The following is a 23,934-nucleotide window of genomic DNA, read 5'->3' on the forward strand; positions in this document are numbered from 1 at the left end:
CGCTGCTCAAGACCGGGACCGCGAAAGACGGGCGCGGCGGCCATGGCCCGCCGCTCGGCTCTTCTCAGGATTTATTTTGGCGAGCGTACCGGAATCGCCGAATCAGGCCTTCCCCCGGCTGGCGGATGCGCGTTAGCTTCCGTACCGCGCAGTACGTTCTTTCTGACTGCGCTTCCCCGCACCCCGAGCCATTTTGGGTGCTCGCTTGCCCCGCCCTCGTGCGGGGCTCTTTCTTTTTCGCGCTTTGTCGCGCGCGTCAGACGACCTTGAATACGGCGTCGCCGACAAAGACGATCACATATTGCCCGCCTTCGCCCGCGCGCGCCCAGCGCTGCAGCGTCTCGGCATAGGGCGTCTGCTTCCAGATTTCCGGATAATCGGGATCGACGAGAACGGTGACCTGCGGCCCCTGCCGATAAATCATCATGCGCGAGCGCGCCGGATCCCAGGTGTCGTCCAGGCCCTCATCCGTGCGCCAAAGACAGAGGAAGTCGCGACAGAGCTGCGGCCGCTGCTCATAGATCCGGCACCCCTCACCGTCGATGCAATGCCGGCACCAGTCGTTTGCCGGTTTTTCCAACGCGTCGATATCCGGCAGCCGGCAGCAAAGGGTGCAGGTGCCGCAGGCACGCTCGCCGAGCGGTGTGGATGTCGAAGAGGTCGGAATGATCATCGGCGGACGCTATATCACATTGCCCTTCCTCAAGGGAACGGACCAGCGGCGTTCACCCCATTGCGGCGAGCCAGGCACGAGCATCACGCCGCCGCCTCGCACTGCGGAATACGGAACGAGGAGCATTTGCCGCGTGTCCTTTGCGCGGCGCAGGCAATTCCCGACTGCGCCCTCGACCGCGCCCCCTGACCGCACCAAGCGCGCGGTCGAGACAGGGAGACACGTTAGAGCAATTCCAGGAAAAGTGCGAAACGGTTTTCCGTCCAGAATTGCGTAATTTCAAAGACTTAGATCACTTCAGTGTTTCGATGAAACAATGAAGTGATCTAGCGGATGCGCGGGCAACCGCTGCGGTTGGCGAGATAGATCCTGGCGTATTGTCCACGCCGTCCGATGCCCTCGACGACGATTCGGTTGCGGCTCATTCCGGCGATCTCGGGATCACGCATGCCATAGCCATAGGCGCGGCGAATGGCCTGGCGGGCGCTGCAGCCGCGCCGCGGGCTGTAGTAATCGTCGTCATAGCGGCGTTCGCGCCGATAGTCCCGATCCCAGTCGCCATCGTCGCCGCGAGGTCCGATGTAGAGATCAAGGGACTGCGCCGGAGATACCGAAGGCAGCGCCGTGACGGCGCCTACGGCGCCTGCGGCGACCAGGAGCACGGCCAGAAGTTTGCTCATCTTGTGTGTCATATCAGTCTCCTCCACCCGCTACCCATTGAGAGGACCTCAAGGCTAGCCCAGTGAACGTGAATGCAGGAGTAACCAACGACCCGCCAAAAAGTTGCGATGGTCGCGTCATGGCGAGCGAAATCGGCTGCGTTCAAGCGCGGTTCCGGTGGAAATGGAAGGTCTTGCGGTCGGTCTCGCCTTGCCGGAACCCCTTGTCCGCCAGGATCGCCTTCAATTCCTCGACCTTCGCCTCGCCGATGACATGCGGGTGCAGTTCCACCAGGATATCCCTGAACGAGCCGAAATCGGCAACGCGCAGCAATTCATCCTCGCTGCCTTCCACATCCATGATCAGCACATCGGGGCGATAGGTCTGGAGTACCTCGGAGAAGACGTCGCTCCACTTTCGCGCCCGGCAGCTGACGGTCGTAGGCGCTCGACGAAATGATGTTGTCGCTCCGGAAGAAGGAGATCCTGCGCCCTTCGGCCGTCATCGCTCTGAGCCGCAAGGCGGGCTCGATGCCGTTCAGCCGGAAGTTCTCGCGGATCAGCGGCTCCAGCGACGCATTGGCCTCATAGGTCAGCACGTTCGAAGCGCCGCAGATCCTTGCCGCAAGCAGCGCGATGAAGCCGACGCCGGTGCCGACTTCCAGCACCTTCGAGCCGGGCTTCAGCAGCCGAAGCAGGATGTTGCGCTCCGTATCCTCGTAGACTTCGCGATACATCAGGTCGCGCACGACGGCCGGAACGCGCGCCGCGTCGGACACCAGCCGGATGCCGTCGATCGTCACCGTGCGCGCATTGGTGAAGTAACGAATTCTCTTTCGGATCGAACGAAGAAGACGCTTCATGCCTTGCCTCAAGGATCTTTTCACCGCCAGTTAGTGCGATTTCGCGCTCCAGAGACAGGCAATGCGCCACTCGCGGCATCGCCGGGTCGATGCCATCAGGCAATTGCCTCACCGGTGTTTTTGATCTAAGTCGCCCCATATTATGTATGAAGAATACATATCGGAATGGGAATGAAAGACATTACCTATCCCTTCAGGGATCAATCCGACGCCGAGATGATCTCGGACCGAAACCTCTTCGATCGCCTCATCACCTGGTACGAATCCGCCAAGGTCGAGCGTCGCGAACGGACGGAGGGCCGCGAAGTCGACCTGCGCTGCGTCAGCCCGCAGGGGCAAACGTCGCTCTACCCTGATGATCTCCCGCTGGTTTTCCTCAGCCGCAATGACGCGAAGCTGATGCCCGGCTTTCTGGCGCATTACCGGTCGTTGGGCGTTACCCGTTTCATCTGTGTGGATGATGCCTCGACCGATGGGACGCGTGAATATCTGCTGGGCCAGCCCGATGTCGACCTGTGGGCGTCTGCGCTTCGCTACGCGGAAGCCCGGCGCGGCCGCCTCTGGAGGGAGGCGCTGTTTGCGCGCTATGGCGGCGACCGCTGGTACGTCAACGTCGATTCCGATGAGTTCCTGATCTACGACGATTGCGAGAACCGCACGCTGTGGTCGGTGATCCATACGCTCGAGAATCTGAAGATTTCACGGCTGCCCGCACCGATGCTGGATATGTATCCGGTCAATCTGCGCACGGCAGACGTCAATCAGCTGAAAACCCGAGCCCCGTGGGAGGTCGCCGATCATTTCGATAGCCGTGGCTATTCGCTGGCAACGACCGCGCGAGCGATCACGGTCAAGGGCGGCGCGCGCCACCGCGAGTTTGAATCCGACCTGGAACTGATCAAGTATCCGTTGATCTTCTGGGACGAGGACTGTCGCTTCGGCGCCAGCATCCATCAGCCGCTGCCCTATCAACGCAACTTCTCCTCGGTGCTCGGCGCGCTGCTGCATTTCAAGTTCTTCGCCGACTACGAAAAGGTCATCGAGGATGCCGTCGCCGACGGCCAATACTTCGACGGTTCGGCGGCCTATGCGAAGATGACGGAAGCCCTCGCCGGCACCGGCGCGCTGCAGCTCTTTTCCCATTCCTCGGTGAAATTCGGCGGTTCGAAGCAATTGCTGCGGCTCGGCTTCATCACCCCCGTGCCCAAATCCACCGCCGGCGGCGAGCGCTAGGCTCGCGGTCCGCGGCCCTTACCAGTCAGCCTTCACACACCGGAAAAGCACCGGCTCTCCCGGCACAGGCACGCTCGAGAACTCATCACCGCGCCGCTCCCGGCTATGTCTCCAGGCCGAAGATCAACGGCACGGCCGGTCGCTGCGCGACCGGATGGATCGTTTTTCAACCGATCCGCGAGTTTGGCCGTTGATTATTCGACCGACCGCTCCATTTACACCTCTGAGGCACTTAACCTGAGGAGAAGCCTGCATGAATCGAAACACAGTCATCGGCATCGTGGTTGTGATCGTGCTCATCATTCTTGGCGTCGTGTACCTGAAACCGGGGGCCAAGCAAGCCACCGAGACGGCACCGGCGACGACGACGACGGAGCCCGCGACGACCGAGCAGAAGCCAGCAACGACGCAGCAGCCGGCAACGACTGACCAGTCGACGACGCAGCCCTCGACCACTCAGCCGTCCACGACCGAACCGTCAACGACGCAGCCGTCCACGACGCAGCCGGCAACGACACCGTAACGGCCACGAAACGCGACCACCCCTGCCGCACCGCCGGCCAGCGGGTGGTCGCATGAAACAAGGGCTATCAGGCAGCCCCCCAAGCACAAGCACGTGTTTCCTTTCGGTTCGCTGATGATAAGAATCCGGCACCCGCAAAGGAGCCTTGAATGCGCGTCGCGTTGCTATGTTTGCTGCTGCTTCTCTCGTCCTGCATGCCGCACATCCCCGAAGAGGTTCTCGACGCAAACTGGTGCAGGGACATGGCGGCAGCAAAGGCGAAGGCCACCGGTACCGGGCGAGCGAACCTCGCAGCGGCGATGATAAAACACGACTGCGCCGCCAAGCTCGCCGCCGAACAACAATCGGCGGCGACCGCGCTGGCACCCTGATCTCCGATCGGCCTGCAACGCGCTGGTGACGAGAGATGACTTGCCGACTGCATGTTTCCTTTGTTCGTAGCCCGTTAAAGGGCAAAAACATGCGGCAATTCAAAGTGCTACGGCGACCTTTGCGCGCCTGAGCAGATGCGCGGCGTTGCAGGATCAGCCGCGTTCACACACAAGCGGCGCTGCCACCCAATTGTGCGCTGGAACTGCGAGACCAGCCCAAGTCCTTGGGCCGAAAGGTCTTTCGACCCGAAGGACGTCGGGTCGCTCACATCCCCGCCACAAGGGCGAGGATGACGGAGAATGGGACACCCTTCGCGGCAGAAAGCCATCTTTAGGGTTTGCCAGCAGCCTGAGGCCCGCTGACGCGGGCCTCAGTTCTGTCTCGTAACCGGATAGCCGACCGGCATTTGCCAGAGGGATATGTCTGCTATCTCGGGCTTCTTCACGCCTTCCTCCGCGCCGATATCGCGGAGCATGTGATCCGAGAGATGGCTGAGCTGGTTGAGCGTCCGACGACGCCTCCAGGCAGCCAGAATGAAGGCACCGACTGTCCGCCGGAAGCCGAACGTTCGAAACAGGTCGTCCATGATCGCCAGCAGGGTGCCGGCGGAGGTGAGTTGCAATTCGCGCATGTTTATTCCCGCCGCCGCGAGCGGCCGGGTCCTCTAGATTATGGATGCGCGCGGACACGGAAACGCGTTCCGGGAACCGGTCACATCAAGTCAAAATGGAAAATACGAAAAGGCGGAACTCGGGTCGCGTTTATGCGCCGAAGTAATTCACAGAATTGTGGCACACTCGTCGTGACGAGCAAGCCATTCCACCAGAGGCGAGCATCTGAACAAAATTATGATTCATCGTATGCCTCCTCTAGTTTGAGCTCCGATTTGGTGAAAATTACACGAGTTTACTTCTGCGGCAAGAGCACAATCGCAAACTGTCGGAATGACGAAGCGCCTGTTGCACGGGAGCAACAGGTGACGGGTGCGAGCGTGCCGCAGGGGTCGATCCGGCCTTTATCGCCAACAGACGCGGCTTTTCCACCGCGGCGAAGAGTTCAAAACGGAGCGATTGATTGTCATTGTCTCGTTCTCCGTCTTCTTCGCACTGATCTGCATCGGCAGCATCGTTGACATCGCGACCACAGAGCCACGCCCCTCACGCCACGACGTCGAGGCGCTGCCGCGATGAGGCGGAGAGGCCTCCAAGGGTCGTCACGGCTGTCCTCACCTTCCGCCCGGCATGCCATTCGCTTTGCCCGCACTTGAGCATCCGCAATCCAGCCCCTAAGAAAAGGACGTCAATTGCGCTTCAAAATCAGATGGATGCTTCCATGAATCTCGACGTTCAGGACCTCAACGGCGCCTGTCACTGCAAAACAGTTCGTTTCAATGTTCGATTGAAGAACGGTCTTCATACGGCCCGCCGCTGCACCTGCTCTTACTGCCAGTTGAAGGGCGCGGTTGCCGTCTCCGCCGCAAAGGACGGCGTCACTGTGCTTTCAGGCGGTGAGGCGCTGACCAGGTATCAGTTCAACACAAAGGCGGCCGAGCATTTCTTTTGCTCAAAATGCGGCATCTACACCTTCCACAGGCCGCGCGCGAACCCCGATTTCTACGGCGTCAATGCAGCGTGTCTCGAAGGCGTGAGCCCCTTTGATTTTGAAGAATTGCCCGTGAACGACGGCATCAATCACCCGATGGACGCCCAGGGATCGACCGGCCCGCGGCTCGCCGGAACGCTCCGATACTTTCCCGCCAAATGAACGGCAGCAGCGTCTGACGACGATATTGGTCACGCCGTTATGAATGTTCGGCGCACCGTTTGATGAGGGCGTGGTCGGTGCCGTTGGCGTCGCCCGCGACCGGCTCGACCAGGCGACCAATCGCGCTGGTCGAGCGCTGCACATATCGCCGGTCGGGATTATGGCGCCGCTGATGCGCCTCGTAGGCCATCGCAACAAGTGTCGGCGGACAGGACGGCACGCGGTCACGCCGGATGCTTAGGAACGGGCCGTGGATACCTCCCAGAACCTGGAAAGCGCACCAATATGCCTGCCGGAAAAATTGGAATTTAATCAGCGTCTTAGGAGAAGTTTTGGTGGGTGATCACGGGCTCGAACCGTGGACCCGCTGATTAAGAGTCAGCTGCTCTACCAACTGAGCTAATCACCCATCCGTGGCGTCGCTTTAGCGCACGGGCCGATGACACTCAAGAGGGTATTTGCGTCACGCGACGATAAACCCACAGCGTTTCCATCCGGCTCCGAGTTGATTGCGTTTGCTCTCGCCTGGCCGCGCCATCAGCGCACGCCGATGAAGCGGCCGCCCAGGTCAAAGCGGCAGTTGTCAAACGCGTCTTTCGTCGTGACTCCCGTGTTCCCTACAACCACGGCGGTGTGCGGGGCGTTCTCCACAGGGCGCGCCTTGGCCCCATGAAGTTTTTCAAAAGATTTTCACAAAGGCGCTGGACAAGCCAATCGAACGCCTTTATACGCCCCCTCACGACAGCGACGGGACTTGACCGACGCGTTCGCGGATGGGTGATTAGCTCAGTTGGTAGAGCAGCTGACTCTTAATCAGCGGGTCCACGGTTCGAGCCCGTGATCACCCACCAAATTCTCCTAAAACGCTGATTGAATTTCTCTTTTCCAAAAGGCTTGGCTCCCGCTTCAGACGAAAAGTTCGCCTGCGCCGATCTTCACCGCGTGGCCGCCGATGCGGGCATTGCTGATCTCGCCGCCGGCGATATCCAGATGCAGGTGGATGAAGGACGGCCGTCCCATTTCCACCCCCTGCTCGACCAGCACCGGGTGATGACCGTCGACGAACTGGTCGAAAAAATGGATGGCACCGGAGAGAGCGGCCACGGCCGAGCCGGTCGCCGGGTCCTCGAGGTTGCCGGCACCGGGGCCGAACTTGCGCGCGTGGAAGCGCGCCGTGTGGTTCACGCCGCCGCGGCAATAGACATAGGCCGGGGCCAGCCGCCCCTCGGCCATCGGCGTCAGTTGCTCCCAGCGTTGCGAATCGAACTCGATCGAAGAAACCGCCGCAACATCGTGCACCGGCACCATGACGAAGGGCGCGCCGGCACTCCAGAACGAAGGCACGTGGTTCTCGAAGCCGATCTGTGATTGTTTCAGGCTCAACGCATCGGCGATCGCCTGCCGGTCGAAGCGGGCATCGAGCCGTACCGATTTGCGCGGCAGGTCGAACTCGGCAAAGCTCGCAGCCCTCGACTTGAGGCGGACGGCGCAGCGCACCGGACCCACCTTCTCCTCCAGCACCTGCACAAGGTCGATCCCCTCCTCGATCGCGCCATGCTGCGCCTCGGCGATAGCGATCGCCGCGCCAACGGTCGGATGTCCGGCAAAGGGCAGTTCCTGGCTGGGGGTGAAGATCCGGAGCTTCGCCGTATGCGCAGCACCCCCGGGCCTGCGGATGAACACCGTCTCCGACAGGTTGAATTCCTGCGCGATCGCCTGCATCGCCTCGTCGTCCAGCCGGTCGGCGCCGAAGACCACAGCCAGTGGATTGCCTTCGAGTTGCCTGTCGGTAAAGACGTCGTAGATCGCGTAACTCAGCGTCATTCATGTCCCCTTGCGAAGATGCCCCGAACTTTGCAGCGTCGGGGCGCGGGCGGCAAGGGTTAAAAAGCACCCGTGCACAACTCGGAGCAGGTGTCATGGGTTCGTAGCGCTACGCACCTCTATTAAAGCTCACGAGAGCCGTCCAAACTTCCGGGATTATGTCGCAATACCTGCAGACATTGACCGAGCTTATTTGCTGTCTTCCGCGTAAGCCCTCGTCGGACTTCCTCGGGAAAATCCAATACCAATCGTTCGCCGGTTGCGAGCCACCGACGGCTGAACTTGGCTCTTAATGGCGCGGTGCAACAGCCTCCGGATGAAAGTGATACGTGCCGTCGCCCAATGGCACGACGTCCCCAATTCCCGGGAAAGGGAAATGGTAGCCATGATAGCGAATACCCTCGGTCACGACCTTGGCGAAAATCGCGGTCTTCGCATCCGCGGCCTGCTGCGGGTTGGTATCGTAGTCCATATGGAAATACCATTCCGGATGAGCCGGGTCGTATACCTGATGGTGGCAGACGTCACCGGTGAAGACAATTTTTTGCCCTTCGCTCTCGAAGATGTAGGCGCACATCCCGGCGGTATGACCCGCGACGGAAAACGTGGACACTCCCGGGAACAGGGTCTCCCCGACTGAGAAAAGCCTCAGCCTGTCGCGATAAGGAGCCACTGCTTCAAGTGCTCCTCCCGTCCACTCCGATCGGAAGTCATTCCGATTCAAGTTTTCCGGATCGGTCCATTCAGCCCATTCCCGATCGGTGCAGAAAAGCTTCGCGTTGGGGAAGGTCGCGCTACCGTCGGGATGGATGAGGCCAAAGGCGTGATCCGGATGCAGGTGGGTCATCAGGACCGCGTCGATGTCTTTCGGATCAATACCGGCCGCGCCGAGATTGTCTATCAGACGACCCATGTCGCCACGCCATGTAAGTGTCCGCCCCGCGCCCGCATCGATGAGAAACAATCTGTCGCCCGTGTTCATCACGACTGGGTTGATATCCATTGGAATGTGGTCGATGGGCAACCGATGGACGGATTTCAGGCGGGCGATTTCGGCCGGATCAGCATCTGGGTAGAAGCCCTCGTAGCTGTGATGGATATAACCATCCCAGACAACCGTCCCCTCGAATACCCCCAGTCGGAAACGGTACCAACCGACGTCTTGGACGCAGTGTACCTGCCCCCATTCCCCGGGCGTGAAACCTGTCCCCGTTGCCATGAGCGCTCTCCCATCTTGCTCAACAGCCTGCGGCACACAGTTACCGCGCTACTTTCCATCATCTCGACAACAGTAGCAAAGTTGAAGGAAACATCAGCAACTACTAACAATCGTAGATCCGAGTCTTGCCAGCCGTCCCGCGCCTGGCTCGGGCGCTTCGGGCTAGCGTCATCGATCTCAACGCCAGTTGTTCCAGGATCGCGCCGGCTTTCAGTTATTTGAATGACAGTGATGGATATTAATTTAAGTTTTGAATTATAATTGAAATACAATAAATTACTGCACTTAATAAATATAATACTTGTTTGCAATTGTTGTTTGCTTATAGATTGCTTTCAGGAGGATGAAAACAATGGCAAAGATAGTCGGCACTGATGCGAACGACACCCTGTTCGGGACAGACGAAAACGACAATATCTGGGGTCTCGGCGCCAATGACACGCTGGACGGCGGGCTTGGGAACGATTTTCTCTATGGCGGGGCCGGTAACGACGGCTTGGTGAGTTTCAGCGGCTATGACGAGCTCGATGGCGGCGATGGCGATGACCGGCTGGAACTCAACGGAACGGGCGGCGTGGCGCGGGGAGGTGCCGGCATCGATACGCTGGTCATCAATCTTTCAGGGACGGGCAACCGAGTCACGTTTAACGGCATGAACCGCCACGTAACCTTCGGTGACCCGGCTGAGACCGACAATCACATCTTCTACCGCGGCATTGAGCGGCTGGAGCTGACGACCGGTAGCGGCAAGGACATTGTTGAGGGTGGCACGGGTGACGACGTGATCTCGACCGGAGACGGCGCGGACATCATCGGCGGCCAGTCATTGCCGAACACCCATAATCAAATGAGTTCCCTGGGTGCTGATGTTATCGACGCCGGTGCGGGCAACGACACGATAATCGATCGGTTCGGGGCCAATCATCTTTCTGGCGGCAGTGGCGACGACAGCATCACAACGACACTTTCATCTGCCGAACTCGACGGCGGCGACGGTGACGACACGTTACGGTTCGAGGATGCGGATCGGACCGATGATGTCACGGTCGATGTGGTCAATGGCGTTACATCGACCGGTACGGCCTTTCACAATTTTGAGCGGGTTTACGCACATACCGGCAGCGGCAATGATACTTTGCTCGGTGGCCTCAGTCGCGACAACCTCTTCGGCGGCAATGGGGCCGACCGCCTGTTTGGCGGCGAAAATAATGACTATCTCTATGGCGAAGGCGATGATGACCGCCTTGAAGGCGGTGCCGGAGTCGACTCACTTAGTGGGGGTGAAGGCGATGACCACCTCTCTGGAGGCGACGGTGCGGATCGTCTGATCGGCGGTGAGGGCGCTGACACATTCCACTGGAGTGGATTTGAGGTTCGCCATAGCAGCATCGACCATATCGTCGATTTTGACACCCAAAGTGGCGACGTGATCGAGTTGGGGGGCTTCTATCCTGGCGACACCAACATCTATAATTTCGATTCCTTTGTGGCTGCCTCGCATGACACAGAGGAGGGTCTCTATGTAGCCTTTCATGGTGAAACCGAAGGTATCCTCATCGAAGGCGTTTCGCTTGCGGACTTATCTGCCGACGATATTGCTTTCACGTTGTGAGACTGCAGTGTCGGTGGCCGGTCCGGCGGAAGTCCGCTTTCCACCCTGCGCGGTCCTTCCTGATTATTGGGATGTGAGGACCGAGGGGCGCGGGCATGTGTGAAGGCGTGGCAGTTCTTCCTGCGCATCAACAGGGCCTAAGGCGCAAGCAGACGCGCGCGGCATAAGCACTACAAATACAAAAAGATAGCGCGATTTATTGATTCAAGGCCGTGGCGAGCGGATGTTACCGAAACAGCCACTTCAGGATAGGCAGGATGAACGGCGGATAGTTGTGCGCCCCAGGGTCCGGCCCGAAAATGGCGATCGCCTCGTCGATCTCCGGCTCGGGATCACCAGCGATGTGCGCCGCGACGCGGGCAACCAGCGCCGCCGCCGTTTCCGGATAGCGGTAGACGCGAAGCACGGTCACGGCGCGGTCCATATGCAGGAGGTGATAGCCGGGCTCGGCCGTCGCAAGCGCGAGGTCGATGCCGGTTTCCTCCAGCGCCTCGCGGCGAATGTTGCCGGCGATGTCGCAGCGGCCGTCGACGATATCCTCGGGCTCCAGCGAGCCGGAGGGGCTGTAGACGCGGGCCGGATTGGCGGTGTGCGACCCCATGCGCACCAGGATCAACGCGCCGTCGGAGGACAGGATCGCCGGCATGGCGAAGAGATGGAAGGCGCCTTCGGCCCGCGTCTTCCGCCACCAGAGAAAGGTCGAATAGGGCACAACATGCCCCTCGCCCCGGATCCGCCCATCCTCGATGCGGAGCACCCGCTGCAGCACCATTCGGCCATCGAAGAGATGCGGGTTGGCCGCGATTTCGCGTTGCCAGTTCTCCTGCGCCCGCTCGACCTCGTCGAGGTGAAACGGATGCGCCGCGCCGTTGACGCGGATATCGACGTCGTCGATCGGGATGATGACGCCCTCGGCCGGCCACGCTGCCCTATTGCTTTCAAGAGCGCCCATGATCACACATCCAGCGTTATGGCCACGGGGCAATGGTCCGACGCCTTCGGCCGGTCCCAGCCGGTGCGCGGGTAGCGCTCCACGTCAAGCCCCGGCGGAAAGATCGTGCGGAAGGGCTGGCCGCCGCGGATGACCTCGGGCACCTGGGAGTGGTTGCGCTTGGCAAGCGCCGGCGACAGCCAGATATAGTCGAGCTGGCAGAGGTGCCGCTCCTGCGGCCCGCGGCTGTGAAACAGCGTCCAGCGGTCCATCACCGGCCGGCGCAGCATCGGGTTTTCCACGAAGCCGTCATGGCTGAACACGTCGAGCGAGCTCGTTTCCTCCTCGTGCGGCACGAACTGGTAGCCGTTGCGCCGGTCGCCGAGGATGTTCACCTTCTCCTGGTAGTCGTTCATGTCGCCGCAGATCGCAAACATCTTGTCGGCGGTCTTCCCGCGGCCGAAGCGGCTCTCGATGATATGGCGCACGGCGCTCGCCTCCGCCACGCGCAGCGGCATCGTCGCCTGCCGGCCGTCGAGCCCTTCGCGCGCCGGCCCCATCGACTTGAAGTGCACGACATAAAGCGTCAGCGGCCGCCCGCCGATGCGCAGGTCCAGCTCCAGGCAATCGCGCTTGAAGATCCGGTCGGCCGGCCGGTTGGTGAGCGCGAGCTGGTCGTTGAAGAGGTCGAGATCCTCATAGGTCAGCCCCGCATGGCTCTTCACATCCAGGCACTCGATCGGCTGGCCGTCGCGTGTCTCCTCGCGCATCAGCACGGCCACGTCGATGCCGCGCGAATCATTGCCTTCGATCAGGTATTTCTGCCGGTAGCCGTTACCCACCATGCGGAAGAGATAGTTGTATTCGAAGGCCTGCAGCGAGGCCATGTTGTCGGCCTCCTGCAGGCAAAGGATATCCGCATCGCAATCGGCGATCGCGAGCGCCGACATCTGCCGCGTATCATCGGTGTGCGCGATGGTGCGCGCCTCCTCCAGCCGCTGGTATTCGGCTTCCGTCTTCACGTCGAAGAGCCTGAGGACCCGGTCCTGCTTGAGTTGGTTGCGAAAGCCGGAAAAATCGAAGCGGCTCAAAAGGTTCTCGATATTGAAGGTGGCAAGGCGAAGCGACATTTATCAATTCCGTGGCATGAAATGCCGGGAGCTTAAAGCAATTCCAGGAAAAGTGTGAAGCGGTTTTCCGCCTGGAATTGCGTCCAATACAAAGAGCAATTTCAGGAAAAGTGCGAAGCGGTTTTCCGTCCGGAATTGCGCAGATGATCCAGGCATCGAGCGGCAAATGTCGAGCCTGATTTCCTTGTCGGCCAGTCACGTCTCGGCGAGCGCGACTTCCCGGCCGATCGGATTTCCGTCTCTGCGCCCGCAATATGATCCATGTCATCCAGAACGCGAACCAATGTGCTCAAATGGCGTTAGTGTATGACCTTGCGCTCATGGAGGATGGTTTGAACACCGAAATCGAACTCAAGCTCGAGCTCTCTCCCGAAGATCTTGACCGCTTTGCCGCATCCGGCCTCCTTGGTGAGCCGGCGCGCACGGAGCAGCAACGGTCCGTCTATTTCGATACGCGCGGCCGTGATCTCTATCAGTCAGGCTTCACGCTGCGCATCCGCACGGTCGGCGCGGCACGCACCCAGACGATCAAGGCGACCGGCCCCGGCGCATCGGTCTTTGCCCGTCCGGAATGGGAGCAGCCGCTTTCCGCCGATGAGCCGGTCGTCGATCACACCACCCCGCTTGCCGCCGCGTTTGACCTTGAGCCCGACGATCTGGAGCCGCACTTTACCGTCGAGGTCGAGCGCAGGACCTGGGAGGTTCACCAGGACGGCACGCAGATCGAAGTGGCCCTCGACCGTGGAATGATCGCCTCAGGCAATCGCCAGACCGCCGTCGGCGAAATCGATCTCGAGCTGAAGGATGGCGACCCGAAGGCGCTTTTCACCCTCGCCCGCCGCATCGAGGCGATCGTTCCCTTCCGCTTGGGCGTTCTTTCCAAGGCCGAGCGCGGCTTCCGTCTGATCGACGCCAGGCCGATCGTCTTCAAGGCGGAGCCGGTCGTGCTCGACCGCGAGATGCGGGTGACGAAGAGTTTCCGCACCATCGCGCTTGCCTGTCTCAGGCACTACCGCCTGAACGAGGACGTGCTGCGTGAACGAAAGAACCCGGAGGCGCTGCACCAGGTCCGCGTCGCCCTTCGCCGCCTGCGCTCGGCTATCTCGCTCTACAAGGATATGCTTGGCGATGAGGAGAGCGCGCGCATCAACGGCGAGCTGAAATGGCTGGCTGGCGTTTTCGGCAAGGTCCGCGATGTTGACGTTCTCCTGACGCGTGATCCGGAGCCGGAGTTGCGCGACCGCCTGAAGACGGCGCGCGCCGCCCGCTACGTCGAAGTCTTCGAGGCCCTCGACGGCGCACGCGGCCGCGCCCTTCTTCTCGATATCCAGCAATGGCTGCACTGCGGCGACTATCTGTCGACGCCGCCCGCCGAGCTTCGCGACCGGCCGGTGGCCGATTTCGCCGAAGCCGTTCTCGACCGCGCGCGCCGCAAGCTCAAGAAACATGGCCGCGCACTCGCCAAGGTCAGCGACGAGGAGCGGCACGAGGCCCGCAAGGATGCCAAGAAGCTGCGTTACGCCGCCGAATTCTTTGCCGCGCTGTTTGACGACAAGCGGGGCACGCGGCGCCACAAGCGGTTCATCGATGCGATGGCCGGACTGCAGGACCGGCTCGGCACGCTGAACGATCTCGTGTCCGGTCCGCTCGTGCTCGGCGAGATCGGCCTTGAGGATCATCCGGACGCCGAAACGCTCGTTGTGCACGCCGACAAGGACAAGCTGATCGACCACGCGCAGAGCGCACTTGACGACGTGATCGACGCCAAGCGCTTCTGGCGCTGAGCCACGGCCGCGCCGACCCGGCCATCGCACACAACCGCAAGGCTTCATTGTATTCGCCGCGAAACGGCGCATACTCACGCCCATCGTTGGACTGTTTATACGGGCTCCAACGGCTGAAAGTTCATTCGCGCTTTCGCCCCAGTTCTGGAGGTCGCGCGATGCATTCCACGACCCGCCAACAGGCGATACACCCCCATGACATGCAGGAGATCGAGCGCATCTTCGACGACATCCTGCGTGATCGCGGGCTGACGCGACGCTGCGAAGCCGCAGAGCGGATCGCAAAGCGGCTTGTTGCGATCTACCAAAGCGGCGTCCGTGACTGCAGCGCGCTGAAGGCCCTGGCTAGAACATCCCGCTTTCAAGCGTGATCGCTTGAAGCGGAAAGATGCACTACAGCGCCGCGCGCCTTATCAGGCGCGCAAAGGTCGCTGTAGCACTTTGATTCTAGAGCATCTTTCCGCCTCCAGTGATTCCACTTGAGAGCGGATGCTCTAGCCGAGCGACAATGGCCGGGCTCCAGCAAGCCCGTCAGCCTTCGCTGTCCTGGCTGGCGATCGCCCGGTCGATCCGTGCTGCCAGCTCGTGGCTGACCGGCACCATCGGCAGGCGCATTTCCGGGCTGTCGATGAGCCCTGAGCGCCAGAGCCAGTGCTTGATCGGAGCCGGGCTCGGCTCGGCAAACAGCAGCCACGGCAGATCGGCAAGACGCTGCCAGTCGGCCAAAGCCCCCGGTTGATCGCCGGATATCAGCCTGTTGCGAATGGCGGCGAAGGCTGCCGTTTGAACATGCGCCGAAGCCGTGATCCCGCCTTCCGCCCCTTGAGTCAGCGCCGTGTAGAACAGCGGGTCTTCGCCGGTCAGCACCGAAAAACCTTGGGGCTTGTGGCGCAGCAGATCGAAGGATTGCGTCGCATCCGCCGAACAATCCTTGACGCCGACGATGTTTTCCCGCTCCGCCAGTTGCAACATCGTCTCGTTGCCGAGGTTCACCCCGGTTCTGTAGGGAATGTTGTAGATCAGGATCGGCCGTGCGGTGGCATCGGCAAGTGCCGAGAAATGGGCGAAGAGCCCGCGTTGCGACGGCCTTGTGTAATAGGGGCAGGCGATCAGATAGCCGGTGATATCCCAAGGCGCCGTCCGCTCCAGCGCCTTTACCGTCTTCAGCGTGTCGCTGCCCGAAAGGCCGAAATAGACCGGTATGGACTTGCCCGCCGCAGCCAGGGTCTCGTTGGTGATCCCAACCAGCCGCTCGCCTTCCGCCTCGCCGAGCGCCATGCCCTCCCCGGTGGTAGCACCCAGGATGAAGCCGTCGATCGGCTCTGCGGCATAGTGCGTCACCAGCCGGCGCAGCGAGCGCTCATCGAGTTCGCCATCGCGAAACGGCGTGATCAGCGGCAGCCAGAGGCCGCTCGGCATTGAATATGTGGTTTCCATGAAATTCCATCTCCTTCAAGAAACCGGAGACGGAGCGCAAGCGAAAACCCCGTCCGAACCGGCGGGGTCGATCTGATCCTTGTGCTTGCTATGCTCTGCGCGCAACGACCGACAGCCCCGGGTACGGGGCTTTTTTCGAGGTCGTCAGTTTGGCGAGACGGCAGATCATGAGGCGAAACTCGAACAGTCCTCCATCTTTGTCAAGCGGCGACGGAGGGCATCGGCCCGGGAGGCGACACGTTCCATACAACGGGAGTTCTGCCGATCAGCCCAATTACATTCCCCTGAGGTCGGACCGGAAGACCGCCTCCGCCCGCGATCGGCGCGCAAGGACGAAGCCCCTGAAACGGTATCGGGATGCGCCGCGGCTGGAGATCCAGGTCCGGCACATCCCGATGATATCAATAGGATTTTCGGAGGGCGAGATCAGACGAGATTGGTCTCGACTTCGATGTTGCCACGGGTCGCCTTGGAGTACGGGCAGATCTCGTGGGCGGCGTGAATAATTTCATGGGCGAGGTCGCGATCGAGGCCCGGCAGGCTGACATTCAGCCGAGCGCTGAGGAAGTATGAACCGTCGTCGACGTTGAGATTGATGTCGGTCTCGACCTCGGGGCCGGCCGGCAGCTTCACCTTGTGCTGTTGCGCAGCAAGCTCGATCGCGCCGATGTAACAGGCCGACCAGGCGGCACCGAACAGGTTTTCCGCGGCCGGATGCGGCTGCGACAGCTTCAGTTCCAGCATGCCGTCTTGGCTGCGGGTGCCGCCGTTGCGGCCGCCGGTGTTGTGGGTCTTGCCAGTGAATACGAGCTTCGTGGTCATGTCATTTCCTCTCTGTTTGATTTATTAAGCGGATCCGCTTCAATCGGATGCGATGTATATAGATGAAACCGGATGCGACGTCAACACCATTGCGATTTAATCGGATACGATTTATATTAAGTGCAGATACGGAAAGAGAAAAAAGGACACCCCCATGCCCGCCTCCAAAACAGCGAGCCCTGAGACCACGCCTGCACAGGGCGGCAAGAAGCTCTCCAACTTCCTGTGCTTTGCGATCTATTCCGCAAACCTCGCCTTTGGCCGCGCCTATAAACCCCTGCTCGACAAGCTGGGCCTGACCTACACCCAATACGTGACCCTGGTGGCGCTGTCGGAGGAAGACGACCAGACCGTCAGCATGCTTGGCGAAAAGCTCTTCCTGGAATCGAACACGCTGACGCCGATCCTCAAGAAGCTCGAAGCGGACGGCTATCTGCAGCGCCGTCGCGACCCTTCGGACGAGCGGCAGGTGCGCCTCACCTTGACGCCGGCCGGTCGCGAACTGGTGGACGCGGAGCCGGGTTCGGCGCTCCTTGACGCCACCGGCCTCGGCGACGACTTTCCGGTCGTGCAGCAATCGGTGGCAAGCCTGCGCGACAACCTGCTGCACTCGATACAACGCGGATCCCAGAAGGAATAACCGTCGCTTCGATCCCTATGGCCGGCAACCAACGACGACGGGCGGCATGAGACCGCCCGTCCTCTCCACCCTCATCTCTGTGCTTGTCACAGAGATCCAGCAGCCGTGCGTCGGCACGGCAGGAGATGCAGAGCCGGAATGCCGACGCTCGACATCAGGATGATTTCCCGCGCCACCGACGCGGCGCCGCTGGCTGGCGACGGGCTTTTTCAGCATGCCTGGGATGATCAGAGATATCCTTGTCAGCAGTCTGAGGGCGGCCGCTGGCCGCCCATTGTCGTTTCGCCGGCTCGGGGCTGCTTTGAAGCGGCCCGTTTCGATCGCACTTACGCCTCGACGCGCCTGCGCGACTCCATCATTTCGGCCGCCCGCGCGTAGCCGCCATCCATGCCGTCGAGAAAATGCAGATGCGCATCCGGCCGGGCTGACGGTACCAGGCAGGTCATCAGCGCATGTGATTGCCGGTGCAGCCCGAATTTGACCTCACCCCTTGCCCTTGCCGCAAGGAGGATCGCTTCGACCCGATCGATCTGCCCGACTGCGGCGTCCACCGTCAGGCGAAGACCATCGTCGTATTTGCGAAAGTCCGAATTGGCGGCAACGCCCAGCCAGCGCTCTGGCGCGATATAGACCCGCTCATCCTTCGGCACGCCCATTTCCGCGGGCAACGGATGCGACTGCCGCGCCGCCTCGTCGAAGACGGCAATCACGTCTCTGGCGAGCGCCGCGAAACGCGCCGGCGCCACATCGTCCGTCGGCTCGACCAGCAGCGACAGAATCTGCCCGCGCCGGCTCGGAAACGGTCGCCACTCGCAGGCAAGCCCCGTCAGATCAGGTTTGGTGCCATCCTTGTCCGGCTCAAGCTGGTAGCGTCCCCTCTTCAGCTGCTGCTCCGCCCATTTGAGCCCGCCGCCGGCAAACATTGCGTAAGTGGCATCTTTCGAAGCGGCGTAGCGTGCGATCGTCACGTCCTGCCCGTTGGCGCGAATTTCTCTGACGCTCAGCAGGCCGACGCGAAGGTTGAGGCGAAATCGATCCTTCACGAAGGCTGCAATCTGCCTGAGCGCCGCGGTCGCCGTCATTTCCCCTTCCGGCGGAAGCGCAAAGGCGGCGCCATCGCCCCGAAAGACGAAGGGGAAATCGAAATTGCCCCAGGCATTGCCGATCGCGGCGATGGCCGAGGCGCCCGTGTAGTTGACGTCCTCGTAGCGCCCGGACCTGATCGCCCCGGTCGAATCGACGACATCGGTGATCCCCACCAGCCAGTCGTCGGGCAATGGCTCATAGGCCTTTGGGTCCAGCACCAGCGAAAACTCGCTATAGGCCTGTACGCGTTGGGGCTCAAACTGCATCAGCTTCCTCCAGTCGACGGACTGATCGCTGTGGACGGGGCTTTTCCAGGGAATGCCCGAGCGCTCTGAGGCGCACCGGCATCCATGGGCTTGCCGCCTCACATTAAATCGGATGCGATATAAATACTGAAGCGTGTCACAATGTCAATACAATGCGATTTAATCGCATACGATAATAATCACGGCGAAGATAGCTATACCAAAGCGTGGGTATCCTGAGGGATTGCCGCGGGGCTGAGGTTCCGCCCGATGGTTGCAAGAGCGCGCTCACGCGATCGCGGTGATTTCCAGCTCCTGGTCGCCGACGCTCATGACGTCGCCGACCGCCTTGCCCAGGAGCATCCGCGCCACCGGCGAGACATAGGAGATCGACCCGGCCTTCGGATCGGCCTCGTCCTCGCCGACGATCCGGTAGGTCTGCACCCGCCCGTCGTTGCGGCTGAAAGTGACCGTGCTGCCGAAGGCGACGATATCGTTGGACGCTGGCTCCGGCATCAGTTGCGCCGTGCGCAACCGCTCGGCGAGATAGCGCAGGTCGCGCAAGGGGCCGGCCTGCTGACGGCGCTTTTCGTTCACGTCGTCGACTGTGGCCGCCGCCTCATAGGCCGCACGCGCCTCCTGCACCTGCGCCTCCAGCGCCTTCAAGCCCGCCTCGGTCACGAGGTTCGGATGCGGCGAGATCGGGCGATCCGGCAGCAATGTTTCGGCCGCGGTCTCTGCACTTTCTTCCTTGGTGAAGGCAACGCTCAATCTCTGGAACTCCGTCTGGCAGTATGGCACGCAGCGTCCTTATCGGCCGGCTGCCTGCCAATCAACACTATACGCAATTGCGGTCGCTGGGTGGAAGAACAACGGCGCCGCCTCGCGAAGGATCTCAGACGATCGGCTTTCCACTCGCCCAGAATTCATCGACCTTGCCCCACCATCGAAGGGTCTCCGGCCGCAGCCATGGGCGAAACGCCTCAGGATGCGTCCCGCGGTGCAAATGTCCATTCTGCAAGTCTTCGAGAAGGCCGACCGTAGCCGCCTCTCACGCTCCCGTCACCGGTCCTGGCTACTCGATGGCTGGCGAGGCGACAACCAGTTTCTGCTTGGCGCCGGACCCCGAGCGCTCGATGGCATCCACCACCCTCACCCGCACGCCGCCCGCCTCGGCGCCCACCGCATCGAGCGCCGCCTTGGCGGCCTCATCGACCTTAGCGCTGACGGCGGCAGCATCCACGCCTCCAAACACGGCGATGGTGATCTCCAGCCCATCGGGCAATTGCACGAACTGGAATTGTCGCACCCCGGCGGTGCCGGTCAGGGGCGAGCGCAGCCGGTGCGCGTGCACGCGCACGACGCCGCCGCCTCGCCCGGGCAGATGCAGTGTCTCTTCCCTGCGTCCGGCGATCGATGCGATCCGCCAGAACGGCAGGCCGCACGGACAGGGTTCCGTCGCCATCGCAACGATGTCGGAGATTTCGTAGCGCACCAGCGGCAGCACGCGATTGGTGAGCGTCGTCACCAGAAGCTTTGCGCCCTCGGTCCCATCCGGCACCGGGCGATCATTCTCGTCCACCACCTCGAAGACGAAGGAATCCTCGGCCAGATGCAGCCCATCGCCAAAGATGCACTCGTGGCCCATGGGCCCCGCCTCGGTGCACACATAGCTGTTGGCGATAGCCGCCTGCCACGTCTCGGCGGCGAGGTCGCGCACCTCCGGCGTCAGCGTTTCGGCGCTGGTGCGAAACAGCCGGGGCCTGATCCGCAGGCGACCGGCCTGCTGCTCCGTCGCCAGCACCCGCACGAAGGAAGGATAGGCCGAAATCACCTCCGGCTGGTGCAGGTTGAGGCCCTCGACGATCTCCTCGATCGGCATGAGCACGTTGAAGCGTGGCGCAGCCGGCCGGATCGCGCGAAGCTCCACGCCGATATGGTAGGAAATATGCACCGGCGACGAGGCAAAGATGGCAACGCTGCGCGTGGTGTCGTCAATGCCGACGATCGCCTGGAAGCGCACCATGTTGGCGATTGCCGCAAGCCAGGCGGCATCGTCGAAGGCTGCGATACCCCGCTCGCCCGTCGTGCCGCCGGTTGCCACCACACGGTATTGTCCGAGAAGAAGCGACCCGGGATCGTCTCCATCCAGGTGCTGCTCGATCAGGCCGCGACTCAGCCTCGGATCGGTGACGACCCGGTCGAAATTCTCCATCAGCGCCCGCTTCGTCAGCACCGGAAAGGCATGAAACGGCGCACCGCTAGCCACCAGCTCGCCAATGCTCTCGCGGTAATAGGTCGATGCCCCGACAGCGTGCCGCAAGGCGGACTGCAACTCGCTGCGCTGAAAGGCCAGTAATCGCTCCCTCGACCATTCCGCGCGCAAAAGACGCGCCTGCGATTGCCTGAGCAAAAGATCGGGATCGAGGGTGGCAGATGCGGTCACTGGTGGCATCGAATTGGTCCTCGTGTCTTGCTTCTGCGGCGCGGCCGCACGAGCGCTCGCCTCGCCCGGCGCGGCCTCGACAGGCGACCAGGCTGGCAGCCCGTGGACAGGACCCGGCGCGCGCCCTTTCGCAACCGGGGTTTGCAAGCGATCATGCCTTTGCACCTCAAGGCCTTGATTGTATCGCGAAAGCCGGGATCTATGCGACAGCGATGCGATGGAGAGCTTCGCCCGCGCGACGTGTCAGCGGCGCGAATGCCGCCGCACCGCTTTGGTATTACTGCATGTTTTCCCTTGAATCGCATCGCGTTTGAGGGAACGTGCAGGTGAGTCTCGAACGGACCTGGGCAGGCTTGAGCCCGAAGCCCTGCTGCGTCATGCGAAGGAGAAAGATCGTTGGCCGAACCGTTTATCGTCTATGGCGCGTCAGCCTCGGGATCCGTTCCGATCGAGGCAACGCTGACCCTTCTCAACCTGCCCTATCGCGTCGAGGAACACGCGCCCTGGGAGGGCAAGCAGGAAGCAAACAGGCTCGCCCGCATCAATCCGCTACTCCAGGTTCCGGCCCTGGCGCTGCCGACGGGCGAATTGATGACCGAAAGCGCCGCGATCCTGATCTGGCTGGCCGATGCCCACCCCGACGGGCGGCTCGCACCGGCGCCGACAGACCCGGCACGACCGGCCTTCCTGCGATGGATGACCTTCGTATCGGCGGCCATCTACGCCCTCTACTGGATTGCCGACGACCCATCCCGCATCGTCGAACGGGAAGAGGACCACGCCGCCGTCAAGGCGCGCCTGTTCGAGCGCATCGCCCACTGCCGGGCGCGGATGGGTGCGGAGCTGCGCCCGGGCAGATACCTTCTCGGCGACGACGTGTCGGTGCTCGACCTCTATGTGGCAACGGCGTCGCGCTGGTCTCCCGGTCGGCGGCGCTTCTACGAGGTTGCACCGGGGCTCGCGGAAACCGTCCGCCGCGTCGACGCCGATCCCCGGCTGGCGACCCTGTGGGCCGAACGCTTCCCCTTCACGCCCGGCTGGGAGCGCTAGTCCTCTCCGTTTCGGATCCCTGAAGCCCGTCAACAAAGCCGCCGGCTTTCCGCTGGATCTGCCGCCGCAGGCTCGCTCAAAACACCGATGTCGCCTCCAATGACCAACGACGCACTGCCACCGCTCCTCACCGAAGACGACCTACGCCACATTACCGGATGGGCGGTGCTCACAGCCGAGCGGGCGCTCCCGGTCTTCGAGGCGGCCGTGCCGGGCGACGACCGCCCGCGCGAGGCGATCGCGGCGGCCCGCGCCTTTGCGCAAGGGGGCCCGCGCACCGCGCATCTGCGCAAGGCCGCGTGGGGCGCTCAAGCAGCGGCGCGCGCGGTCGACGATCCCGCCGCCAAGGCTGCCGCCCGCGCAGCCATTGCCGCTGCCGGTGCGCCCTACACCCACCCGATCGAAACGCCGCATCAGATCAATCATATCCTCGGACCCGCCGCCTATGCCGTCCAGGCGCTGGCGCTCGGAGCGGACGACGAAGCCGGTACCAGCGAAACCGAACTGCGCTGGGCGATTACCGCCGCATCGGAAGAGATCCGGCGCATTGTCGCGAAGATGCCGGGGCGCAAGCCCAGCAAGGGCGCGTTTCACGCCCTGCTCTACCGGCTCGATACCGCCCTGCGCCCCTGACTTTACGCGTGGCGAAGCGGCAGATCACGCCAGGGCGCGCTCGCGTGCCTTGCCGGCTTCCTCGCTGATCCACGCGATCACCGTCTGCAGCGCCGGCGATTTGCGATAGCGCGGCCAGACGAGGTAGAAATCCGAAGGCCCCGACATTGACCCCGCGAAGATGCGGATCAGCCGACCTTCGGTTATATCCTGCGCCACGAAATCGCCGTTGGCGAGCACGATGCCCTGGCCGGCGATCGCCGCCTCGATCGCGTGCGAGGTCTGATTGAAGCTGATGCCCTTGAACGAGGCCTGCCGGCTCCCGCCGAAATGCCGTTCGATGAACTCCGGCCAGAAATTATGCGCGTCGTGCAGCAGCGTATAGCCGGCAAGCGCGTCCGCAGTCTCAGGCACGCGTCGGCCGGCCATCAGCATCGGGCTGCACACGGCGACGATCTCCTGCTCGAACAGCAGCTCGACAGCCAGCCCCGGCCCGAAGGGCGGCCGCCCGTAGCGCACCGCCAGGTCCACGCCATCGGCCTGGAAATTCGACATGCGATCGGTCGCGAGAATATGCAGGTCGAGGTCCGGATGGCGCGCGGTGAAATCCGGCAGCCGCGGGATCAGCCATTTCGAGGCGAAGGATGGCGTGGTGCTGATCGTCAGCCGCACCGGCTGCGGCTTCAGCTCATCCGTCGCCCGGGCGATGATGTCGAGGGCGCGCCTGACATCGGCGATATAGGCCCGCCCCTCGCCGGTCAGCGCCAGCATGCGCGGCAGCCGCTCGAAGAGTTTCACCCCGAGCTCGGCTTCCAGCCCGCGGATCTGCTGGGCGACCGCCCCTTGCGTGACGCCAAGCTCCTCGGCCGCCAGCCGAAAGTTCAGATGGCGCGCCGCCACCTCGAACACTTTCAGCCCATTCAGCGAAGGGAGCCTTCCCGGTGCGTCACTCATCGAATAGTTTTTCTACTGGCATAGGAAAGCGATACTGCCTCGTCGTTGCATCCGA

At 62.0% G+C, this 23,934-nt stretch carries 27 protein-coding genes, 2 tRNA genes and 1 pseudogene; 12 read left to right on the forward strand and 18 right to left on the reverse strand.

Annotated elements, in window-relative coordinates; all coding sequences use genetic code 11:
* Positions 1-256: 256 nt before the first annotated feature.
* The 4 genes from AC070A_RS01100 to AC070A_RS01115 form a co-directional block, all read right to left on the reverse strand.
* Entirely contained in the window at positions 257-673 is a 417-nt protein-coding gene (locus AC070A_RS01100; RefSeq protein WP_057253972.1) for a hypothetical protein, read from the reverse strand.
* A gap of 326 nt (positions 674-999) precedes the next feature.
* Complete coding sequence (locus AC070A_RS01105; protein WP_057253970.1) at positions 1,000-1,365, reverse strand: hypothetical protein; 366 nt, start codon at positions 1,363-1,365, stop codon at positions 1,000-1,002.
* A gap of 130 nt (positions 1,366-1,495) precedes the next feature.
* Positions 1,496-1,693 carry a hypothetical protein gene (locus tag AC070A_RS01110; RefSeq protein ID WP_244495696.1) on the reverse strand — a complete coding sequence of 66 codons (198 nt, stop codon included), beginning with the start codon at positions 1,691-1,693 and terminating at the stop codon, positions 1,496-1,498.
* Positions 1,668-2,195: an SAM-dependent methyltransferase gene (locus AC070A_RS01115; RefSeq protein WP_244495695.1), complete on the reverse strand. Its 528-nt coding sequence runs from the start codon at positions 2,193-2,195 to the stop codon at positions 1,668-1,670. Before AC070A_RS01115 ends, AC070A_RS01110 begins: the two co-directional genes overlap by 26 nt.
* 216 nt (positions 2,196-2,411) lie before the next feature.
* On the opposite strand from AC070A_RS01115, the gene AC070A_RS01120 reads away from it, so the two are divergent.
* The 3 genes from AC070A_RS01120 (at position 2,412) to AC070A_RS01130 (ending at position 4,322) form a co-directional block, all read left to right on the forward strand.
* On the forward strand, positions 2,412-3,428 hold the full coding sequence (locus tag AC070A_RS01120) for a glycosyltransferase family 2 protein (protein WP_057254434.1): 1,017 nt from the start codon (positions 2,412-2,414) through the stop codon (positions 3,426-3,428).
* Positions 3,429-3,681: 253 nt separating this feature from the next.
* Positions 3,682-3,951, forward strand: a complete 270-nt coding sequence (locus AC070A_RS01125; protein ID WP_057253968.1) for a hypothetical protein — start codon at positions 3,682-3,684, stop codon at positions 3,949-3,951.
* A gap of 149 nt (positions 3,952-4,100) precedes the next feature.
* A complete protein-coding gene (locus AC070A_RS01130; protein ID WP_057253966.1) occupies positions 4,101-4,322 on the forward strand; it encodes a hypothetical protein in 222 nt (73 codons plus the stop codon).
* Between the two features lie 371 nt (positions 4,323-4,693).
* Here AC070A_RS01130 and AC070A_RS01135 read toward each other — a convergent pair whose 3' ends face one another.
* Positions 4,694-4,954, reverse strand: coding sequence for a DUF1127 domain-containing protein (locus AC070A_RS01135; RefSeq protein WP_113736988.1), 261 nt, complete (start codon positions 4,952-4,954; stop codon positions 4,694-4,696).
* 701 nt (positions 4,955-5,655) lie between these two features.
* On the opposite strand from AC070A_RS01135, the gene AC070A_RS01140 reads away from it, so the two are divergent.
* The gene (locus AC070A_RS01140) at positions 5,656-6,087 is read left to right on the forward strand and encodes a GFA family protein (protein WP_113132960.1); all 432 of its coding nucleotides are present in this window, start codon (positions 5,656-5,658) and stop codon (positions 6,085-6,087) included.
* A 37-nt stretch (positions 6,088-6,124) separates the two neighbouring features.
* Here AC070A_RS01140 and AC070A_RS01145 read toward each other — a convergent pair whose 3' ends face one another.
* Both AC070A_RS01145 and AC070A_RS01150 read right to left on the reverse strand, forming a co-directional pair.
* A complete protein-coding gene (locus tag AC070A_RS01145) occupies positions 6,125-6,277 on the reverse strand; it encodes a hypothetical protein (protein ID WP_156414716.1) in 153 nt (50 codons plus the stop codon).
* A 143-nt stretch (positions 6,278-6,420) separates the two neighbouring features.
* Positions 6,421-6,496, reverse strand: a tRNA-Lys gene (locus AC070A_RS01150).
* Positions 6,497-6,862: 366 nt separating this feature from the next.
* Here AC070A_RS01150 and AC070A_RS01155 point away from each other — a divergent pair.
* Positions 6,863-6,938 (forward strand) — tRNA-Lys (locus AC070A_RS01155).
* A gap of 55 nt (positions 6,939-6,993) precedes the next feature.
* Here the strand turns inward: AC070A_RS01155 and AC070A_RS01160 are convergent.
* Positions 6,994-7,911 carry a PhzF family phenazine biosynthesis protein gene (locus AC070A_RS01160; protein WP_113736989.1) on the reverse strand — a complete coding sequence of 306 codons (918 nt, stop codon included), beginning with the start codon at positions 7,909-7,911 and terminating at the stop codon, positions 6,994-6,996.
* A 289-nt stretch (positions 7,912-8,200) separates the two neighbouring features.
* Complete coding sequence (locus AC070A_RS01165; protein ID WP_113736990.1) at positions 8,201-9,130, reverse strand: MBL fold metallo-hydrolase; 930 nt, start codon at positions 9,128-9,130, stop codon at positions 8,201-8,203.
* 352 nt (positions 9,131-9,482) lie between these two features.
* Between AC070A_RS01165 and AC070A_RS01170 the strand changes: the two genes are divergently transcribed.
* On the forward strand, positions 9,483-10,742 hold the full coding sequence (locus AC070A_RS01170) for a calcium-binding protein (protein WP_110878568.1): 1,260 nt from the start codon (positions 9,483-9,485) through the stop codon (positions 10,740-10,742).
* Between the two features lie 226 nt (positions 10,743-10,968).
* On the opposite strand, the gene AC070A_RS01175 is transcribed toward AC070A_RS01170, so the two are convergent.
* Positions 10,969-11,694 (reverse strand): NUDIX hydrolase, encoded by a 726-nt coding sequence (locus AC070A_RS01175; protein ID WP_113736991.1) that lies wholly within the window; start codon positions 11,692-11,694, stop codon positions 10,969-10,971.
* Positions 11,695-11,696: 2 nt separating this feature from the next.
* Complete coding sequence (locus AC070A_RS01180; protein WP_113736992.1) at positions 11,697-12,803, reverse strand: endonuclease/exonuclease/phosphatase family protein; 1,107 nt, start codon at positions 12,801-12,803, stop codon at positions 11,697-11,699.
* A gap of 332 nt (positions 12,804-13,135) precedes the next feature.
* Here AC070A_RS01180 and AC070A_RS01185 point away from each other — a divergent pair, with 332 nt between their 5' ends.
* The gene (locus AC070A_RS01185) at positions 13,136-14,587 is read left to right on the forward strand and encodes a CYTH and CHAD domain-containing protein (protein WP_492384639.1); all 1,452 of its coding nucleotides are present in this window, start codon (positions 13,136-13,138) and stop codon (positions 14,585-14,587) included.
* 158 nt (positions 14,588-14,745) lie between these two features.
* Positions 14,746-14,958 (forward strand): hypothetical protein, encoded by a 213-nt coding sequence (locus AC070A_RS01190; protein ID WP_058323863.1) that lies wholly within the window; start codon positions 14,746-14,748, stop codon positions 14,956-14,958.
* Positions 14,959-15,118: 160 nt separating this feature from the next.
* Here the strand turns inward: AC070A_RS01190 and dapA are convergent, their stop codons facing one another.
* Together dapA and AC070A_RS01200 are read right to left on the reverse strand one after the other, a co-directional pair.
* Positions 15,119-16,024, reverse strand: coding sequence for a 4-hydroxy-tetrahydrodipicolinate synthase (gene dapA / locus AC070A_RS01195; protein WP_113736994.1), 906 nt, complete (start codon positions 16,022-16,024; stop codon positions 15,119-15,121).
* Positions 16,025-16,450: 426 nt separating this feature from the next.
* Complete coding sequence (locus tag AC070A_RS01200) at positions 16,451-16,846, reverse strand: Ohr family peroxiredoxin (protein WP_113736995.1); 396 nt, start codon at positions 16,844-16,846, stop codon at positions 16,451-16,453.
* Positions 16,847-17,000: 154 nt separating this feature from the next.
* On the opposite strand from AC070A_RS01200, the gene AC070A_RS01205 reads away from it, so the two are divergent.
* Both AC070A_RS01205 and AC070A_RS01210 read left to right on the forward strand, forming a co-directional pair.
* Entirely contained in the window at positions 17,001-17,486 is a 486-nt protein-coding gene (locus AC070A_RS01205; RefSeq protein WP_113736996.1) for a MarR family winged helix-turn-helix transcriptional regulator, read from the forward strand.
* A 138-nt stretch (positions 17,487-17,624) separates the two neighbouring features.
* Positions 17,625-17,864, forward strand: a complete 240-nt coding sequence (locus tag AC070A_RS01210) for a hypothetical protein (protein WP_113736997.1) — start codon at positions 17,625-17,627, stop codon at positions 17,862-17,864.
* Here the strand turns inward: AC070A_RS01210 and AC070A_RS01215 are convergent.
* From AC070A_RS01215 to AC070A_RS01230, 4 genes and pseudogenes are all read right to left on the reverse strand, one after another.
* On the reverse strand, positions 17,813-18,838 hold the full coding sequence (locus tag AC070A_RS01215; RefSeq protein WP_113736998.1) for a DUF3095 family protein: 1,026 nt from the start codon (positions 18,836-18,838) through the stop codon (positions 17,813-17,815). The two genes, AC070A_RS01210 and AC070A_RS01215, sit on opposite strands and share 52 nt — an antisense overlap.
* A 267-nt stretch (positions 18,839-19,105) precedes the next feature.
* Positions 19,106-19,588: a transcription elongation factor GreA gene (greA, locus tag AC070A_RS01220; protein WP_113736999.1), complete on the reverse strand. Its 483-nt coding sequence runs from the start codon at positions 19,586-19,588 to the stop codon at positions 19,106-19,108.
* A gap of 124 nt (positions 19,589-19,712) precedes the next feature.
* Positions 19,713-19,856: pseudogene (locus AC070A_RS01225) on the reverse strand (DUF7674 family protein); the annotation flags it as partial.
* A 36-nt stretch (positions 19,857-19,892) separates the two neighbouring features.
* Positions 19,893-21,272, reverse strand: a complete 1,380-nt coding sequence (locus AC070A_RS01230) for a phenylacetate--CoA ligase family protein (protein WP_113737000.1) — start codon at positions 21,270-21,272, stop codon at positions 19,893-19,895.
* 387 nt (positions 21,273-21,659) lie between these two features.
* Between AC070A_RS01230 and AC070A_RS01235 the strand changes: the two genes are divergently transcribed.
* Positions 21,660-22,313: a glutathione S-transferase family protein gene (locus AC070A_RS01235; protein ID WP_113737001.1), complete on the forward strand. Its 654-nt coding sequence runs from the start codon at positions 21,660-21,662 to the stop codon at positions 22,311-22,313.
* Between the two features lie 87 nt (positions 22,314-22,400).
* Positions 22,401-22,946 (forward strand): putative immunity protein, encoded by a 546-nt coding sequence (locus AC070A_RS01240; protein WP_210334441.1) that lies wholly within the window; start codon positions 22,401-22,403, stop codon positions 22,944-22,946.
* 24 nt (positions 22,947-22,970) lie between these two features.
* On the opposite strand, the gene gcvA is transcribed toward AC070A_RS01240, so the two are convergent.
* Positions 22,971-23,879, reverse strand: coding sequence for a transcriptional regulator GcvA (gene gcvA, locus AC070A_RS01245; protein WP_113737002.1), 909 nt, complete (start codon positions 23,877-23,879; stop codon positions 22,971-22,973).
* Between the last annotated feature and the right edge of the window lie 55 nt (positions 23,880-23,934).

The organism is Ensifer sp. GW101-20A05, from assembly GCF_059424735.1.

Bases quoted from the DNA above. Each gene is read 5' to 3' on its own strand.
- AC070A_RS01210 (WP_113736997.1), top strand. From the start codon at position 17,625: ATGCCGACGCTCGACATCAGGATGATTTCCCGCGCCACCGACGCGGCG.
- AC070A_RS01115 (WP_244495695.1), bottom strand. From the start codon at position 2,195: ATGAAGCGTCTTCTTCGTTCGATCCGAAAGAGAATTCGTTACTTCACC.
- AC070A_RS01140 (WP_113132960.1), top strand. From the start codon at position 5,656: ATGAATCTCGACGTTCAGGACCTCAACGGCGCCTGTCACTGCAAAACA.
- AC070A_RS01170 (WP_110878568.1), top strand. From the start codon at position 9,483: ATGGCAAAGATAGTCGGCACTGATGCGAACGACACCCTGTTCGGGACA.
- AC070A_RS01200 (WP_113736995.1), bottom strand. From the start codon at position 16,846: ATGACCACGAAGCTCGTATTCACTGGCAAGACCCACAACACCGGCGGC.
- AC070A_RS01190 (WP_058323863.1), top strand. From the start codon at position 14,746: ATGCATTCCACGACCCGCCAACAGGCGATACACCCCCATGACATGCAG.
- AC070A_RS01105 (WP_057253970.1), bottom strand. From the start codon at position 1,365: ATGACACACAAGATGAGCAAACTTCTGGCCGTGCTCCTGGTCGCCGCA.
- AC070A_RS01130 (WP_057253966.1), top strand. From the start codon at position 4,101: ATGCGCGTCGCGTTGCTATGTTTGCTGCTGCTTCTCTCGTCCTGCATG.
- AC070A_RS01120 (WP_057254434.1), top strand. From the start codon at position 2,412: ATGATCTCGGACCGAAACCTCTTCGATCGCCTCATCACCTGGTACGAA.
- AC070A_RS01135 (WP_113736988.1), bottom strand. From the start codon at position 4,954: ATGCGCGAATTGCAACTCACCTCCGCCGGCACCCTGCTGGCGATCATG.
- AC070A_RS01215 (WP_113736998.1), bottom strand. From the start codon at position 18,838: ATGCAGTTTGAGCCCCAACGCGTACAGGCCTATAGCGAGTTTTCGCTG.
- dapA (WP_113736994.1), bottom strand. From the start codon at position 16,024: ATGGAAACCACATATTCAATGCCGAGCGGCCTCTGGCTGCCGCTGATC.
- AC070A_RS01175 (WP_113736991.1), bottom strand. From the start codon at position 11,694: ATGGGCGCTCTTGAAAGCAATAGGGCAGCGTGGCCGGCCGAGGGCGTC.
- AC070A_RS01160 (WP_113736989.1), bottom strand. From the start codon at position 7,911: ATGACGCTGAGTTACGCGATCTACGACGTCTTTACCGACAGGCAACTC.
- gcvA (WP_113737002.1), bottom strand. From the start codon at position 23,879: ATGAGTGACGCACCGGGAAGGCTCCCTTCGCTGAATGGGCTGAAAGTG.
- AC070A_RS01165 (WP_113736990.1), bottom strand. From the start codon at position 9,130: ATGGCAACGGGGACAGGTTTCACGCCCGGGGAATGGGGGCAGGTACAC.
- AC070A_RS01205 (WP_113736996.1), top strand. From the start codon at position 17,001: ATGCCCGCCTCCAAAACAGCGAGCCCTGAGACCACGCCTGCACAGGGC.
- AC070A_RS01180 (WP_113736992.1), bottom strand. From the start codon at position 12,803: ATGTCGCTTCGCCTTGCCACCTTCAATATCGAGAACCTTTTGAGCCGC.
- AC070A_RS01125 (WP_057253968.1), top strand. From the start codon at position 3,682: ATGAATCGAAACACAGTCATCGGCATCGTGGTTGTGATCGTGCTCATC.
- AC070A_RS01145 (WP_156414716.1), bottom strand. From the start codon at position 6,277: ATGGCCTACGAGGCGCATCAGCGGCGCCATAATCCCGACCGGCGATAT.
- AC070A_RS01100 (WP_057253972.1), bottom strand. From the start codon at position 673: ATGATCATTCCGACCTCTTCGACATCCACACCGCTCGGCGAGCGTGCC.
- AC070A_RS01230 (WP_113737000.1), bottom strand. From the start codon at position 21,272: ATGCCACCAGTGACCGCATCTGCCACCCTCGATCCCGATCTTTTGCTC.
- AC070A_RS01110 (WP_244495696.1), bottom strand. From the start codon at position 1,693: ATGGATGTGGAAGGCAGCGAGGATGAATTGCTGCGCGTTGCCGATTTC.
- AC070A_RS01240 (WP_210334441.1), top strand. From the start codon at position 22,401: ATGTCGCCTCCAATGACCAACGACGCACTGCCACCGCTCCTCACCGAA.